Here is a 14,794-nt window from a genome sequence, read left to right on the forward strand (position 1 = left end):
CTAAAAAAAGGAAAACCCGCAATGAAAACGATTATTTATTATTTTACCGGTACCGGAAACTCGCTGGCAACTGCAAAGACACTCTGTGCCCGTCTCGGGGACTGCGAACTCGTATCGATACCCACGCTTGCGGGATCAACCGCAGAGATCGTTCCGGTTGCAGATCGTGTTGGCATTGTTGGTCCAGTCTATGACTTTGGCCTCCCCTCCATTGTCGCAACGTTTGCAGAACGTCTCAATCTCTCCGGCACCGGCTATTGCTTTGCCGTGCTCACCATGGGTGGCATGGGTGGTTCTGCCCTCCACCAGCTGGATGGTATCATCCAGCACCATGGTGGCAGGCAGCTGGACGCAGCCTTTACCGTCAGGATGCCGGGCAACTTCGTCCCCCTCTACGCGCCGCCTCAGGGAAAAAAACAGGAGGATATGCTTGTGCAGGCCGAAGCACGTATCGGAGAAATTGCAGGAATGATCGATAAGGGATTAATAGTCCGGCCGGGAATGTCGCCCATGACGTCATTACTCAGGCATTTCATGTATCCGGGCTTTATTGGACAGGTACATGATGCTGACAGGAATTTCACGGTCAATGAAAAATGCACCTCCTGTGGGATCTGCTCCCAGGTATGTCCTGTCCAGAATATCGTCATGGAGAACGAAAAGCCATCCTGGAAACATCATTGCGAGCTCTGTTTAGCCTGCCTGCATTTCTGCCCGGTTGCCGCGATCCAGTGGGGGCCAAAGACTGCAAAACGGGGACGGTATAAAAATCCGGCCGTCACCATTGCAGATATGAAAAAACAGCGCGGCGAATAACCGGTTCATTATCTTTTTTATCGTGGCTATGCTCGGATTATAACCGTGGCTGCTGCTGGGTTCCGCAGTGGAAGGTACCGAATCCTTCGATCATTGCCCGGGCATTGATCCCCACCACTTTCCGATCGGGGAAAAGATCCTGGATGATCTGCAACGCTTCGGCATCATGTGGATCCTTGAAAACCGGAACGATTACCACCGAATTCCCGATATAGAAATTGGTATAACTTGCCGGGTATTGCTCGTCGCCATCCCGGACGGGAGCCGGCATGGGCAGTTTAATGACCGTGAGGGGTTTGCCGCTCTGGTCAGAGGACTGCCGGAGTATCTCATAATTGTCATGCAGGGTCGGGTAATTTGCATCGGTGATATCCGTTTCATAGGCGCAGACTACCGTTGACGGGCCGACAAACCGGGCAATATCATCGATATGCCCATCGGTATCGTCACCGACAACCCCTTCATTGAGCCATATCACCCTCTCGACCCCGAGATACTCTTTGAGCCGCTCTTCGATCTGGTCGGCTGATAAGCCGGGGTTACGATTGATGTTGAGGAGGCAGGCACGGGTTGTCAGTAACGTTCCCTTGCCATTTACATCAATCGAACCTCCCTCAAGCACAATCCCCGGGGTGAACAGTGGCAGGCTGAGCCGGCGGTTGATCGCGAGCGGGATCCTGCCATCCTGGATCTGGTCTTCGTATTTCCCTCCCCAGGCATTGAAGTCCCAGTGGACCATGGCGGTTTTCTGCAGGGTACGGTTCACCAGGAACGTAGGGCCGTAATCCCGGATCCAGACATCGGAATATTCGCTGGTATGGAGGGTGATGAGGGACAGGTCTGCTCCGGCCTCCCGGAGCCTTCCCCGGACTTTGCGGTGGATAACGGCAGAAGGGACAAAGAGTTCAACCTGTTCGGATGTATGGACTGCGAGGATAAACTCATAATATGCTTCTTCTACTGCACTGAGATGGGGAAATGTATTGGTGTTGTGCGGCCAGGAGAGCCAGACTGCATCATGGGGTTCCCATTCTGCTGGCATATGGAACCCGCGGTTCCGGGGAGTATCTCCCTGCCGCAGTGCGGGAAACACTCCGCTCTCCCCAGGAAAACCAACGCCGATCCGGCCATACGTTTCAGGACGGCGGTTCCTGAAAAATCCCCATGATTGCTGGACCGTCTGGTTCATGGAGAGATCGAGCGGAACTATCAACGTCTCCTCGCCGTCACCTGCTTTTACCATGACCTTACCGAAAGCATCGCAGACAAAGGATCCCCCGAAGAACCGGCAGGTCTCCTCCAAGCCTACCCTGTTCACTGCGGCAATATGGATGCTGTTTGCCACGGCATGGCTCCGCTGGATCAACTCCCATGCCTCCTGCCAGTCTCCTTCAACCGGCTCATCGCCACCGGGATGTCCGATGGCAGTCGGGTAAAAGATGATCTCTGCCCCGTCAAGTGCCACACACCGTGCTGCCTCCGGGAACCACTGGTCAAAACAGATCAGGACCGCAATACGTCCATACCGGGTATCAACAACCCGGTAACCCTCGCCGGGGTAGAAATATCCCTTCTCATAGAACCCGGGATCCTGGGGGATGTGTACCTTATGGTAGGGAGCCGAAACTGTGCCATCGGCATCGATCACGACCGCTGAATTATAGTAGTGGCCATCAGGTGCTTTTTCGTAGAGCGGGACGATGATCACGACATTATGTGCCCGGGCAATTCCTGAAAATAGTTGCGTGGATGCACCGGGAATGGTTTCGGCAGATGCTGCTGCATCGACACCGATATGCTGCGGGAAGTAGCGGGTTTTGAACAGTTCCGGAAGGCAGATGATCTGTGCACCAGCCTTTGCTGCCAGCTCTACTTTCTCCTGCGCCTTTTTTAGCATCTCATCCGGGTCATTTCCGACAGCCATCTGGATGAGCCCGATTATTACTGGTCCCTGCTGCATACTCTTTGTGGTATACGGGTTTTTCTTACTGGGATATCATGCTATCCAAATATCACGCACGAATACCGGTACACTATCAACCTTTTTTCCTGAACTCCAGGTGTTCCATTTTTTTTACTTTTTCCAAAATGAGTAAAATATATATTCCAAAAAGTTAAAGATACTTTTTAAAATGTAAAGTATTATTTACATTATTGATCATTTCCTGGAGTTGCGAGTATGATAAAGCGAATCTGTTCATCATCGGTTCACCTGTTCTCCCCGGATCATGAAAAAAAGGAACCGGGTATCAGTCACAATCTTGGAGACGGGAGAATACGTTTTGCCTTCACTGCGGGGGCCTGTCTTTTAGCCCTGGTAATCGTGTTGAAAAATATCCTTTATGTTCCTGAAAGCCGGCTGGTACCTGACATTATCGTCTACATCGGTATCTACACCGGTTTTTCCCTGGTGTATCCTTTGACGATTCACGAGCGGCATTCCCGGGCCCTCAACAACCCGGCGCTCTGGAGTGCCCTCATTGTAATCATGACGCTTGCAATCATTGTCTTCTACGCAATCTGAAATGAGTGGGATTACTGCAAACCCGAATCCTGTCATTATCACAGTACGGCATCGCCCGGAAACAATTCGCAACTCCATAATAGCGGTATCATCAGCGACAATCACTAACCCGAGGTACAGGAAAGGATGAAAAACCGGATCAAGGTCTACCGGGCATTACACGATCTCACGCAGGAAGCCCTGGCTGACAAACTGGCGGTAACCCGGCAGACCATCCTTGCCATAGAGAAAGGAAAATACGATCCTTCCCTTGACCTCGCATTCCGGATCTCGGAATTATTCGGTATTCCGGTAGAAAAATTATTTATCCGCAGTGCTGAGGGCGAGGATACACCGCAGTTTGAGGATTGACTGCGGTTTTTTTACCTATCTTCTTCGCATGCTGGTAAGAACAGATAAAATCTTTTTTTTTGAGTTGCCTTTGTCTGCTGATGAATTCCCTTTGATGCAACGGGGTTGTGGTGTAATAAATGCCCCTTTGTAACAGAATGTGGTGCATAATCTAGTGGCGACTTGAAAATTATGGTGCTAATTATTAATAATGTGCACCACAATTGTACCTAGTAGTACACGTTTTACCCGGATGTGTGCACCACATTGGCTGCTGTATCACCTCTTTCTGACGGTGCACTGGGAACCGTGGTTGCAGGATAATTCATTGCCGGCATCCATGTCCTGTGTGTAATCAGAAAATGGGATCTGCACCACAGAATTCAAAAGAGCTGATTCAATGGAACATATCGAAGAAAAAAGCAGGAATAATCTCTTCCTGATGGACAACTCGGCTAACCCGGCACCGCTGGGACTGTGTGCTTTTGGCATGACCACTATCTTACTCAGTCTCCACAATGCCGGGTTCACTCCTCTTGGCAGTCCCATCCTTGCGATGGCGATCTTCTACGGCGGGCTTGCACAGGTTATTGTCGGGCTTATGGAGTGGAAGAAGAACAACACATTTGGCATGCTCACGTTTGGCAGCTTCGGATTTTTCTGGATCTCGTTTGCCGCGCTCCTGATGCTTCCCGCACTGGGCCTCGCAAAAGCGCCCGGTCCGGTTGATCTCGCAGCATTCCTCGGGGTCTGGACGCTTCTTATCTTTGGCCTGTTTATCTGCACGTTAAAGATGCACCGCCTTCTCGCATTTACTCTCTTCATGGTCCTGCTCCTGGCTCTTTTGCTGGTTGCAGCACAACTCACGGGAAGCGAACTTGTCCTCCACCTTGGAGGATTTGCCGGTCTTATTGCCGGTTTACTTGCGCTTTACATGGGCGTAGGCCAGGTAATCAATGAAATTTATGGCAGCCGGGTCCTTCCGGTATAATTCTCTTTTTTATCCGACACTGTCCTCTCATCGATCAAGGATATTTCTTCTGACGTATGACAGGTGTTAAATTATCCTATGGCAAAAGATCCGTATCATGAGTCTTATGGAAATTCTCTGGCCGTTCCTCTTCCCGCTTCTGGGAGCTCTCGTTGCCCTTGTACAAATAAATCATGAGAAAAAAACCGCTGATACCCACCGCAAACTGGAAATTATCCTGATGTGGCAGCTTGCCATCGGGCTGGGGCTGTCCCTGCTCTGGGGTGGCATCGGACACCTGTTCTTTGCAGATCAGGTCGCTGAATCGATCGGGTGGCCAACCGGCAGTCCCTTCCAGCGCGAGGTCGGCATGTGGGATGCAGCAATCGGCATTGTGGGTCTCCTGTGCCTGAAGTACCGGGATCATTTCTGGCTTGCAACAATTATCGGCGGGGGACTGTTCCTGTTCGGTGCCGGTCTTGGCCATGTATACGAGTTCGTTGCGCATGGGGACATCTCGCCCAATAATATCGGCGGGGTACTGTGGGTTGATCTCCTGCTCCCGGTTTTCCTTGTTGTGCTGTACCTGCTCTATCATAAAGAGAAGGCGGATATTCACACCCTGAAATAAAACCATTTTTCTGATGATGGATACATGGCCCTGTTTACCCTGCATTACGGGCGGGGCGAATAAACCAGATCGAATACCCAGCGGCTTACGCCGGGTGCGACATTGCCGCAGGTATTGTAATAGGTGATCCCGAATCCTTTCTGTGTATATCCTTCGATGAGTGCAGGGATCTCGTTCCGGGTTTTGAAGGTATAGAAATGCAGCATTCCGCCTCGTTCCACGAACGGTAAAAGGAGGTCAAGAACCCTGTCCATGCCATAGGGTGCCGGAATAATGATCCGGTCGAACTTCTGGAGCGGGAGAAGACGGGTATCGCAGGCATCCCCGTGGATGGCCGTGAGATTTTTCCGTACCTTGTTGAGGCTGATATTTTCCTCAAGCCAGAAAAATGCATCCGGATTCTGTTCAACTGCAATGACCTGTGCACCTTTGGCTGCGGCAGGAATGGCAAACGGCCCCACGCCGCAGAACGGTACCAGGACCCGTTCACCATCCTCTACCTGGTCGATGACCCGCATCCGCTCATAGGCAAGACGGGTATTGAAAAATACCCGGCTCACATCAAGACGGTACTCAAAACCGAATTCATGGTGCAGTGTTACAGTTGTATCCCCGGCAAGAATCTCATAGCTCGCGGTTCTTTTATCCCCGGCTACCTTGGCCACTTTGTTGAGCACCGTGTAGATGTTCCTTCTCCGGGAGACAATCTCCTGTGCAATGACCGGCTTATAACCGGAGAGTTCCTGCGGGATTGAAATGACAGCGATATCCCCGATCACGTCAAAATGATCCGACAGGTGGGATAGTGCCTGTTCCGGAATGATCCCTCGCAGATGTTCTTTAAGTCCCATGATTTCCGGACTGTTTGCGTGCTGTATCAATAAACGCGATCGTTTTTTTGTTGTACTTTTATAAAAACCATAGATTAATGCTCCATCACTTCCAGTCTCTCTTTTATGACTAGGGTGCGGAAGGTTGAGAGGATCCTTTCAGCGTATGCAACCGTGGAAGGAGCGGGGGTCCGGCTACACCGGGCGTTCGGGTATTACGAAGTCCCGCAGTTTGACCCATTCCTGATGCTGGATGACTTCCGTTCGCCGCGCACTGAAGATTACCTTGCCGGGTTTCCCTCCCACCCGCACCGCGGCATTGAAACGGTCACCTATATGCTCAACGGCAGTATTGAACATGCGGACAGCATGGGAAATGCGGGCAGTGTCAACGCCGGCGATGTCCAGTGGATGACCGCGGGATCGGGGATCATCCATTCAGAGATGCCAATACCGGTTAATGGCCGGATGGGCGGGTTCCAGCTCTGGGTGAACCTGCCCCGGGCAAACAAGATGATGAAACCCCGGTACCAGGAAATAAAGAGTGAGGATATTCCCACGGTGTCCTCACACCGCGGTGTCAGCATTAAAGTGATCTGCGGGCAGGTTGACGGGGTAAAAGGGCCAGTGAAAGATATTGTGGCAGACCCCCAGTATCTTGATGTAACTCTTGCCCCGGACACTACCTTTATCCATCCGGTAAAGGAGGGTTACGCCGCCTTGGCGTACGTGATCGGTGGTGAAGGCACCTTTGATGCTGAAGAAGGATACCATATCGGCAATCGTGACCTGGTACTGTTCGGTGACGGGAGCTCGATCTGGGCCCGGTCCCTTGACAAAGGTTTCCGTTTTCTCTTCATAAGCGGAAAACCCATCCGTGAGCCGGTTGCCTGGCGTGGACCGATCGTGATGAATACGAAAGAGGAGCTCCGGCAGGCATTCAAAGACTATGAAGAAGGGACTTTTATCAAAAAGGCACGCGTACCATCAAAGACTAAAACGCGATGAGTCCCTCCCTGATTCTGCCTGAAGATGAACCGGTGACCTTTCTCTCACGGGACGCACCGTTCCGCCAGATCACCGATGTTTTTGAGTACCGGTTCAATGATATCTTACCTGATGATGTCGTGGTGGACATCGGAGCCAATGTCGGAGCGTTCTGCATCCGCGCTGCCCGCAGAGCCCGCAGGGTGATCGCTGTTGAGCCGGTGACTGCGGCCCTGCTCACCAATAATATCCGGGCAAATGATGTTTCCGTCAAGGTGATCGACGGGGCTCTTGGCGATGGAAAACCTGCGGAGATCTGCTGGGATGATCGTCGGGTTTTCGCGTCAACCCACACGCTCCGCACGATCAAGGAACTGGCTGGCGGCTGTGATTTTTTAAAATGCGATTGCGAGGGTGCCGAGTGGCTGATCAACCCTCCTGAACTCACGGGCATCAGGAGGTTAGAGATGGAACTGCACCAGCCTCCGATAGGGGGGCGCCCGAACCCGGTGCTTCTTGATTATATCGGGGAACACTATGATTTTGAGATTGAGAGAAAACCCGTGCATGCTGCGCTTGGCGTGATGGGCGTGCTCCATGCGGTGCTCCGATAAATGCAGGGCAGGAATCCCCCCGTGTTTCCTCATCGGCAACATTCAATAGCCCTCTCTGCAAACACCTTTGAAAGGAAATTTCCATGAGCGATGATATTTTCGAACAGAAAAACATGCATCTCGACCAGATCCTCGCTGATCGCCGGTCCTACCGGATGTTCAGGCCAGAGTTTCCAAAAGAGGATGACATCCGCCGAATCCTTCATGCAGGACTGCTTGCTCCCTATGCTGCAGCGGCTGTAGGGGGATCGAAGGATTACTTCCGGCGTTTCTTTGCGATGAAGAAGGGATCGGTAAGCCTGAATGCGGCAGTTCCCCTTGTCATGGAACAGGCAAACGTCATGGCGCAGGGACTGGAAAAGGAGATGGAAACAAACCCGGTGCTCCGGGAAAAGGCAGTCACCTTTGTCCAGCGCCTTGGCATGATCCGGAAGATGGGAAGAGTCCCCGGTGTAGGCAATGCCCCGTATTTCATCGTGGTTGCTGAGCGAAAGGGATTCCCTCCGGTAGAACTCCAGTCGCTTGCGCACTGCCTCGAGAATATGTGGCTGAAAGCAACCGCCCTCGAACTGGGATTCCAGATCGTCTCCATTACATCGCAGATGTCGGGCAATGCGGCGTTCTGCAACATACTGGGAATTCCTGTTGGAGAATGGGAACTGATGGGGTGCGCTGTCGGGTACCCGGCAGACGAACTCTCCCCCTCCATCCGCCCGCCGGTGGAAGATGTGACCCGGTGGCTGGAATAATCCACCTCTTTTTTTAAACAATTTTTGCCCTGAAAAATCGTTCATGTCTGGTAAAACAGAACATTCCTGCAAAAAAAGCAATGGAATTTTTTCTGGTAACCCGGTTCAAGCAAACATGTACCATGCCAGCCCGGCAATACACGCAGCAGAAAAAAAGAGCACCAGTCCAATATTGATGCTTTTTTCCTTTCGGGTCATGGCTGACCATTCACGTTTCTGTTGTCCTGCCACAAACCCGATGAACAGGCCAATTCCCGTCCCGAACAAAGCACCGAGCCCTACTGCCATCAGGATATCAAACAAACTCGCACTCATACAGACTCTCCATTCCGGTTGCCCATCCCCCAATATAAATTCCTGCATGCAAGGGACCCCGGTTCAACCTGTTTACCGGGGTATCCTGTGCACTCTATTTTCTGCGTATGTAATGTATGAGGAACAGGATCGCCACAAACCCTGCAACCAGGGGGGCAGTGGCCATTGCTGCGGCGGGTGTTGTTACGGTTGTCCGCAGGGGTACCGGCGAAAGTCCGATAGTGACCGGCAGGGTCTGGCCCGGGATGACTGCGACCGTCTGCTCTCCTGATAGGTAGCCATCCAAAGATACCGCGACGGTGTGATTCCCCCCGGTCAGGTTCACTGCCAGGACCGGCGCAGTTCCGGCAATCTGTCCATCCACCAGTACCGTTGCATTGGCAGGAACCGAGGAAATCGCTATTGCACCCGTATCCGGAGCCAGTGTTGCGGTCACTTCTGAGATCCTGCCCGCTTCCACCGGGACCCGGGTGGAAAATTTCTGGTACCCGAACTGCGAGAAGACCACATCATAGGTGCCGGGCGTGAGATCGGAAATGGTCATCGGGGTCTTTCCTTTGTATTGTTCACCCATCATCACGGAGGCGCCATCGGGAACAGAGCGGAGGTCCATGGAACCGGGCACCAGGGGAGTATCGATCGAGATTGAAGGTTTTCCCAGAGTAACCGATATCGTACTGAAATCAGCCTCGCTCAGCCGGGACCGGTCATTCGGGCCGTTTACCACCCAGATTGTATAGGTCCCTTCATCGAGCCGTCCCCCAAGACTCCCCGTTCCCCACTTGTAGCTCCAGTGGTCATCGCTGTCCACCTGAACAATGGTAAACCCTCCCTGGTCTGCACGTTTCGAAATATCATTCAGCGCAACCCCGTTGACCGGGAGATTTGGCCCGGTTAAGAAGAGATACACGTTATAACTTCCATAGGAATAACCCGAGAGCGGGACGATATCTCCGACGGATGCCTGTATTGACGGTGCAGCCGATGCCCCGGCAATGAGCAGGATACATGCAAGGGCAAGCAAGCAGGATCTGAAAGCGGGATGATGAGTCTGCATATGTACTGCCGTTTATGTCACGGAACCTCTTTTAGTCTTTGGGTTATGCTCCTATCCTGATGATTCCGGGCTTATAACCATGAGGCCGATAATACCGGAAACGATCAACAGGATGCACAATACCCTCAACACATCCCGCGACTCCCCGAGCACCAGTATACCGATAACTACCGTACCAACCGCCCCGATCCCTGTCCAGACCGCGTATGCAGTCCCGATGGGAAGATCTTCTAAAGATTTGGAGAGCAGGTAAAAACTCCCGGCCATGAAAAGGAGGGTTACTGCAGATGGCAGAATCTTTGTCCACCCTTCAGTGTATTTGAGCCCGACAGCCCATCCGGTCTCAAGCAGCCCGGCGATGAAAAGGATTACCCATGCAGTTGCGACCATGATTTTATCCTGCATTACTGTTTCTTTCAGGATGGCGATATTGGTTGTTGTTGCGGGAGTGATACCCAATCCTCACAGTTTATACCATCCGAAGTTCAAGCGCTGATAAGGAAAACCAAACTATGAGCGAACAAGAGGCAGATACTTCTCATTACCTGGGGAAGAACCGGATCGAGGCCCTGACCGACGGGGTCTTTGCGTTTGCCATGACCCTGCTCGTCACCAGCATGATCCTGCCCCGCGGCGCTGATTCGTCCGCTCTTACCGCGGCTGGAGCCTTGACCCTGCTGATCCCGGATTTCATTCACTACGTGATTGCGTTTTTTGTTCTTGCCGCATTCTGGACCGCTCACCATCTCCAGTTCAGCCAGATCCGGTTCATCACCCGTCCTTTTCTCCTGCTCAATATCATCGGCCTCTTTTTTGTCACGCTCGTCCCGTTCACTACCAGTTTTGTAGGGGATTACCCGGATGCCCTTGCATCCATTGTCTTTGAACTCAATCTCATGATGCTTGGCCTGATGATGGTTGTGCAATGGTACTATGCAGCCGGTAACTACCGGCTGATCTCGCCAAAATATCCCGAATTAAAAGTACAGGAATCACTGTTGCGGGCTCTTGTAATCCCATTTTTATCGTTTGTGGGAGTGATTCTCGCACTTTCAGGTTCACGGGACAGTACTCTGATCTACCTCCTGTCACCTCTCCTGTCGTACGCCGTGTCGAGATATAGTGCGGGAAAACAAAGCCGTAAGGGAACGAATGAAAAAACTAATTAAAAACTGGGATTTCTGTTACCGGCAGGACTAAAGTTTCTGCTCCCACGTATGCTTACAGTCATTGCAGATGCAGACAACAATCGTCTTATTCTCAACTGTCTTGCAGTCGGTCCACTCGGTATTTTTGGATCCACATTTCGGACAGTTTGACATGGTAATTCAAACCCTGATAAAAGACTGGTCAAATACTCTTTCTGAAAGTTAATAAAATTATCAGCGGAAATTTCCCCGGTAGTAAAAAGAATATAAAATCAGGAACTCACGTCCAGGCTCTCACCCGGCGTTAATATTTGAACTTTAATGTCAGTTGTCCGCTCAATTGCTGTTTTGAACTGCAGGGTATCGGCAGTGATTTTTTCCCAGGTATTGTAATGGATCGGGATGACGGTCTTTGCGCCGATAAAATTCGCCGCCATCATCGCTTCGGCTGTTCCCATGGTGTAGCGCCCGCCGATCGGGAGCAGAGCGATGTCCGGGTGATAGAGTTCCCCGATGAGTTTCATATCCGAAAAGAGTGCGGTATCCCCTGCATGGTAGATCTTCATGCCATCCATACCGATGACAAATCCCGCGGCAGCCCCGCCGGAAAAACCCGGTCCTGCCTCTTCAATTACATTCGAATGCACCGCGGCAGTCATGGTAAATGATACCCCATCGACCATCATTGTTCCACCGATATTCATGCTCTCTGTCGTCAGACCTTTTGCTTTGAGGTACTTGGCGATCTCGGTTATCGCAACCGTCTTCCGGTTGAGGGCTACGGTCTCTCCCATATGATCCGCATGACCATGTGTAACAGCGACAATATCCGGGTTCGTGCCCAGCACGCTGCCGCCTTCAATAAAGGGATCGATGAGCACTTTTTTTGTGCCGGTGAGCAGCACGCACGAATGTCCGAGCCAGGTAAGTTGCATATATGCAGATCTGCTGCTTATCGGATGAAATTTGCCATTGGCATATGGCAGGAAAGCGTGCGCACCATGGCTAAAAAAAAGGTCTGATGGGAGTAAAGGGGTGATTCCTTTACGTTACATCAATCAGTTCAGCTTCGGTGATATCGATGGAGTCGCCAAGACTGTCCGCAGTTGCGCTCCGGGTCATCTGTTCGGAAAGATCGCGGTCTTCCATGACATCCCGGATGCGGTCGATATACGGATCAATCGTCGGGTCTTCCTGCTCTTCGATCACATGGCGGTATTCGCGGAGCGTCGAGGGACTGACTCCCAGTTCCTCCGAAACCTCCTTCATGGTCTTGCCGGACGTGATCAGTTCTTCCATCTTCACTTTATCAAAGGGCATCTTGAAGTCAAGTTCGCGGAAGAGCTTGAGCCGGACCCTTGCCCGAGCCACTGTCTTTGACAGCTTCTCGTCACCCAGTTCCCTGGCAATCTCGGTGTCGTTCTTTCCTGCATAGAACAACGTGACGAGCTTGGCGAGCTGGATCGGCTTTAATGAGGTCTTGAAGATTCCCTGTTCTGTTATCTCTCTCATCACGAGAGCGACCTCGCGTTCGATCGCGTCGCTGTCTCTCAAGGTACCATGGATATTTTTCATCGGCTCGACGATCTTGGTCTTGCCTGACATGGAGCTGAAGAGTTTTAAGAGCTGTGCCTTGCGTTTGTCTTCGGTCATTGCATACCCCGTATTGGGATTAGGATATACAATACTTCGTGAACTATTTAATCCTATCTTAATGGGTTGTTTGACCAAAAGACCTTTAAATTGGTGTTTAAATGTGCATAATAGGAAGTGCCATTTCGCGTGCAAATCGTCCAAACTGGCGCGCATTTTTTTATTTGCTTTTTTCATATAAATCCGCAAAGCCGGGTAAGGCCTGCTGATTGCCTGCTTGGACCATCGTTCCTGCAGTGACCGGTCCTGCCCGGGAATGGGAGTAAATAATGAGAGTCTTTTTGTCGTCAGTTGTGCAATGCTAGTGAGATATTGATCAGGGATCACCATGAGCGACGTATTCGAAAAAGTGATGGATCTTGCCAAACGCCGCGGTTTTATCTGGCCTACGTCCGAATGCTACGGGGCAGTGGCGGGGTTCATCGATTATGGCCCGCTGGGCGCAATGATGAAGCGGCGGGTCGAGAATATCTGGCGGGATTTTTACGTTATCCAGGAAGGCTACTACGAGATCGAGTGCCCGACGATTGCCCAGGAATCTGTTTTTATCGCTTCCGGGCATGTGAAGGGATTTTCCGATAAGATGTGCCAGTGCCCGCACTGCAAGGAATTCCTCCGGGCAGATCACGTGGCAGAAGGCGGCGGTGTGAAGAACCCGTCCATCATGAAGAACGAGGAGCTGGCAGCGGCAATTGCGAGCTGCACATGCATGGCCTGCGAAGAAGTGCTCGGCACTGTCGAGGTCTTCAACTTCAACCTCATGTTCCAGACTACGATCGGTCCGGGGTCCCAGCGGGTCGGCTACCTGCGTCCTGAGACCGCACAGGGTATGTTTGTGGATTTCTCCCGGCTCCTCCGGTTCTACCGGGACAAGCTGCCGTTTGGTGCAGTCCAGATCGGTAAGTCCTACCGTAACGAGATCTCCCCCCGGCAGGGCATGATCCGGCTCCGCGAGTTCACCCAGGCAGAAGCCGAGATCTTTGTCCACCCGAACGAGAAGAACCATCACCCGTCGTTCAAGCGATACGCGGACTATACGATGCCGCTCCTCACCTACACCCAGCAGGAGAAGTGCGAGGATGCGGTCTCGATGTCTATGCGGGAGGCTGTGGATAAAGGGGTAATCGCCAATGAGTATCTCGCCTACTACGTGGCCCTCACCCACAAGCTCCTTGTCACCATCGGCATCAAGCCCGACCGGCTCCGCTTCCGGCAACACCTGCCCGATGAGCGGGCCCATTATGCCACCGACTGCTGGGATGCCGAGATCCGGTCCGACCGGTTCGGCTGGGTCGAGACCGTGGGTCTTGCCGACCGCACGGACTATGACCTGAACGCCCATGCCAAAGAGAGCGGCACGCCGATGACGGTCTTCATCCAGTACGAGGAGCCAAAGAAGGTCCCCCGCCGGCGGATCATCCCGAACATGAGCGTGCTGGGAAAGCAGTACCGCACGAAAGCCAAGGCGATCTTCGAGGCGCTGGCGGTTGCCACCCCGACCGCCGATGGCGCCGATGTGGAAGTCGATGGCGAGAAGATCCATATTCCCGCTGACCTGTTCGAGGTCCGCGACGAGATTGTCGACATCCGCGGCGAGGATATCGTTCCGCACGTGATCGAACCCTCGTATGGTATCGACCGCATGTGTTACGCGGTGCTCGAAGGAGCCTATGATGAGGACACTGCCGACGGGGAAGCCCGCACGGTGATGCGCTTCTCCCCCAACGTGGCCCCCATCCAGGTCGCCGTCTTCCCGCTCATGACCCGGGACGGCCTCGAGGAGATTGCCGACATGATCACCCGCTCACTCCACAAGGCCGGCATCCTTGCCGAGTACGATGACAGCGGGGCAATCGGCCGGCGCTACCGGCGGCAGGATGAGATCGGAACGCCGTTTGCGATCACGGTCGATTACGACACGAAAGAGAACCAGACCGTTACCCTCCGCGACCGGGACAGCATGAAGCAGGTCCGGATTGCGATCGACAAGGTCCCCGCCACGGTCTGCGCCCTTGTGGAAGGCAGCCTGAAGTTTGCAGAACTGGAATAACCGGTTCACTTTTTTTAAAATAATTCCCTGTTGACTGTGAAAATGCACGAATCGTGCAAGCGTGTTTCTGGTGTGGAGAACCGGATTATACGTCAGCGTCATCCACGTCTTAAAAATTCT

Annotated in this window: 17 protein-coding genes; 10 read left to right on the forward strand and 7 right to left on the reverse strand. The window is 52.4% G+C overall.

The genetic code is table 11. The features are described from left to right. Positions 1–21: 21 nt before the first annotated feature. Positions 22–816 (forward strand): 4Fe-4S ferredoxin, encoded by a 795-nt coding sequence (locus tag CVV30_10760; protein PKL68385.1) that lies wholly within the window; start codon positions 22–24, stop codon positions 814–816. Between the two features lie 37 nt (positions 817–853). On the opposite strand, the gene CVV30_10765 is transcribed toward CVV30_10760, so the two are convergent. Further along, a complete protein-coding gene (locus CVV30_10765) occupies positions 854–2,776 on the reverse strand; it encodes a peptidyl-arginine deiminase (GenBank protein PKL68386.1) in 1,923 nt (640 codons plus the stop codon). A gap of 219 nt (positions 2,777–2,995) precedes the next feature. Here CVV30_10765 and CVV30_10770 point away from each other — a divergent pair, with 219 nt between their 5' ends. The 4 genes from CVV30_10770 to CVV30_10785 all read left to right on the forward strand — a co-directional run bounded on the left by CVV30_10770 (position 2,996) and on the right by CVV30_10785 (position 5,271). Further along, positions 2,996–3,340: a hypothetical protein gene (locus tag CVV30_10770; GenBank protein PKL68387.1), complete on the forward strand. Its 345-nt coding sequence runs from the start codon at positions 2,996–2,998 to the stop codon at positions 3,338–3,340. Positions 3,341–3,466: 126 nt separating this feature from the next. Then, on the forward strand, positions 3,467–3,691 hold the full coding sequence (locus CVV30_10775; GenBank protein PKL68388.1) for a transcriptional regulator: 225 nt from the start codon (positions 3,467–3,469) through the stop codon (positions 3,689–3,691). Positions 3,692–4,070: 379 nt separating this feature from the next. Next, complete coding sequence (locus CVV30_10780) at positions 4,071–4,661, forward strand: hypothetical protein (GenBank protein ID PKL68389.1); 591 nt, start codon at positions 4,071–4,073, stop codon at positions 4,659–4,661. Positions 4,662–4,758: 97 nt separating this feature from the next. Next, a complete protein-coding gene (locus tag CVV30_10785) occupies positions 4,759–5,271 on the forward strand; it encodes a hypothetical protein (protein PKL68390.1) in 513 nt (170 codons plus the stop codon). Positions 5,272–5,315: 44 nt separating this feature from the next. Here the strand turns inward: CVV30_10785 and CVV30_10790 are convergent, their stop codons facing one another. Then, positions 5,316–6,122 (reverse strand): SAM-dependent methyltransferase, encoded by an 807-nt coding sequence (locus CVV30_10790; protein ID PKL68391.1) that lies wholly within the window; start codon positions 6,120–6,122, stop codon positions 5,316–5,318. A 105-nt stretch (positions 6,123–6,227) separates the two neighbouring features. Here CVV30_10790 and CVV30_10795 point away from each other — a divergent pair, with 105 nt between their 5' ends. The 3 genes from CVV30_10795 to CVV30_10805 all read left to right on the forward strand — a co-directional run bounded on the left by CVV30_10795 (position 6,228) and on the right by CVV30_10805 (position 8,451). Further along, a complete protein-coding gene (locus CVV30_10795) occupies positions 6,228–7,109 on the forward strand; it encodes a hypothetical protein (GenBank protein PKL68392.1) in 882 nt (293 codons plus the stop codon). After that, positions 7,106–7,702 carry an FkbM family methyltransferase gene (locus tag CVV30_10800; protein ID PKL68393.1) on the forward strand — a complete coding sequence of 199 codons (597 nt, stop codon included), beginning with the start codon at positions 7,106–7,108 and terminating at the stop codon, positions 7,700–7,702. Before CVV30_10795 ends, CVV30_10800 begins: the two co-directional genes overlap by 4 nt. Before the next feature lie 83 nt (positions 7,703–7,785). After that, entirely contained in the window at positions 7,786–8,451 is a 666-nt protein-coding gene (locus CVV30_10805) for a nitroreductase (GenBank protein ID PKL68394.1), read from the forward strand. A gap of 105 nt (positions 8,452–8,556) precedes the next feature. Here the strand turns inward: CVV30_10805 and CVV30_10810 are convergent, their stop codons facing one another. From CVV30_10810 to CVV30_10820, 3 genes are all read right to left on the reverse strand, one after another. Continuing rightward, positions 8,557–8,766 carry a hypothetical protein gene (locus CVV30_10810; protein ID PKL68395.1) on the reverse strand — a complete coding sequence of 70 codons (210 nt, stop codon included), beginning with the start codon at positions 8,764–8,766 and terminating at the stop codon, positions 8,557–8,559. A gap of 94 nt (positions 8,767–8,860) precedes the next feature. Then, positions 8,861–9,823, reverse strand: coding sequence for a hypothetical protein (locus CVV30_10815; protein ID PKL68396.1), 963 nt, complete (start codon positions 9,821–9,823; stop codon positions 8,861–8,863). A gap of 51 nt (positions 9,824–9,874) precedes the next feature. Then, positions 9,875–10,213: a QacE family quaternary ammonium compound efflux SMR transporter gene (locus CVV30_10820; protein ID PKL68539.1), complete on the reverse strand. Its 339-nt coding sequence runs from the start codon at positions 10,211–10,213 to the stop codon at positions 9,875–9,877. A gap of 122 nt (positions 10,214–10,335) precedes the next feature. Between CVV30_10820 and CVV30_10825 the strand changes: the two genes are divergently transcribed. Then, entirely contained in the window at positions 10,336–10,992 is a 657-nt protein-coding gene (locus CVV30_10825) for a DUF1211 domain-containing protein (protein ID PKL68397.1), read from the forward strand. Between the two features lie 251 nt (positions 10,993–11,243). On the opposite strand, the gene CVV30_10830 is transcribed toward CVV30_10825, so the two are convergent. Together CVV30_10830 and CVV30_10835 are read right to left on the reverse strand one after the other, a co-directional pair. Continuing rightward, a complete protein-coding gene (locus CVV30_10830) occupies positions 11,244–11,906 on the reverse strand; it encodes a metal-dependent hydrolase (protein ID PKL68398.1) in 663 nt (220 codons plus the stop codon). 109 nt (positions 11,907–12,015) lie between these two features. Then, positions 12,016–12,624: a response regulator receiver protein gene (locus tag CVV30_10835; protein ID PKL68399.1), complete on the reverse strand. Its 609-nt coding sequence runs from the start codon at positions 12,622–12,624 to the stop codon at positions 12,016–12,018. A gap of 328 nt (positions 12,625–12,952) precedes the next feature. Between CVV30_10835 and glyS the strand changes: the two genes are divergently transcribed. Beyond that, complete coding sequence (glyS, locus tag CVV30_10840; GenBank protein ID PKL68400.1) at positions 12,953–14,674, forward strand: glycine--tRNA ligase; 1,722 nt, start codon at positions 12,953–12,955, stop codon at positions 14,672–14,674. Positions 14,675–14,794: the final 120 nt, after the last annotated feature.

The organism is Methanomicrobiales archaeon HGW-Methanomicrobiales-1 (genome assembly GCA_002839675.1).
In the GTDB taxonomy this organism is placed as follows: Archaea; Halobacteriota; Methanomicrobia; order Methanomicrobiales; family Methanospirillaceae; genus Methanoregula.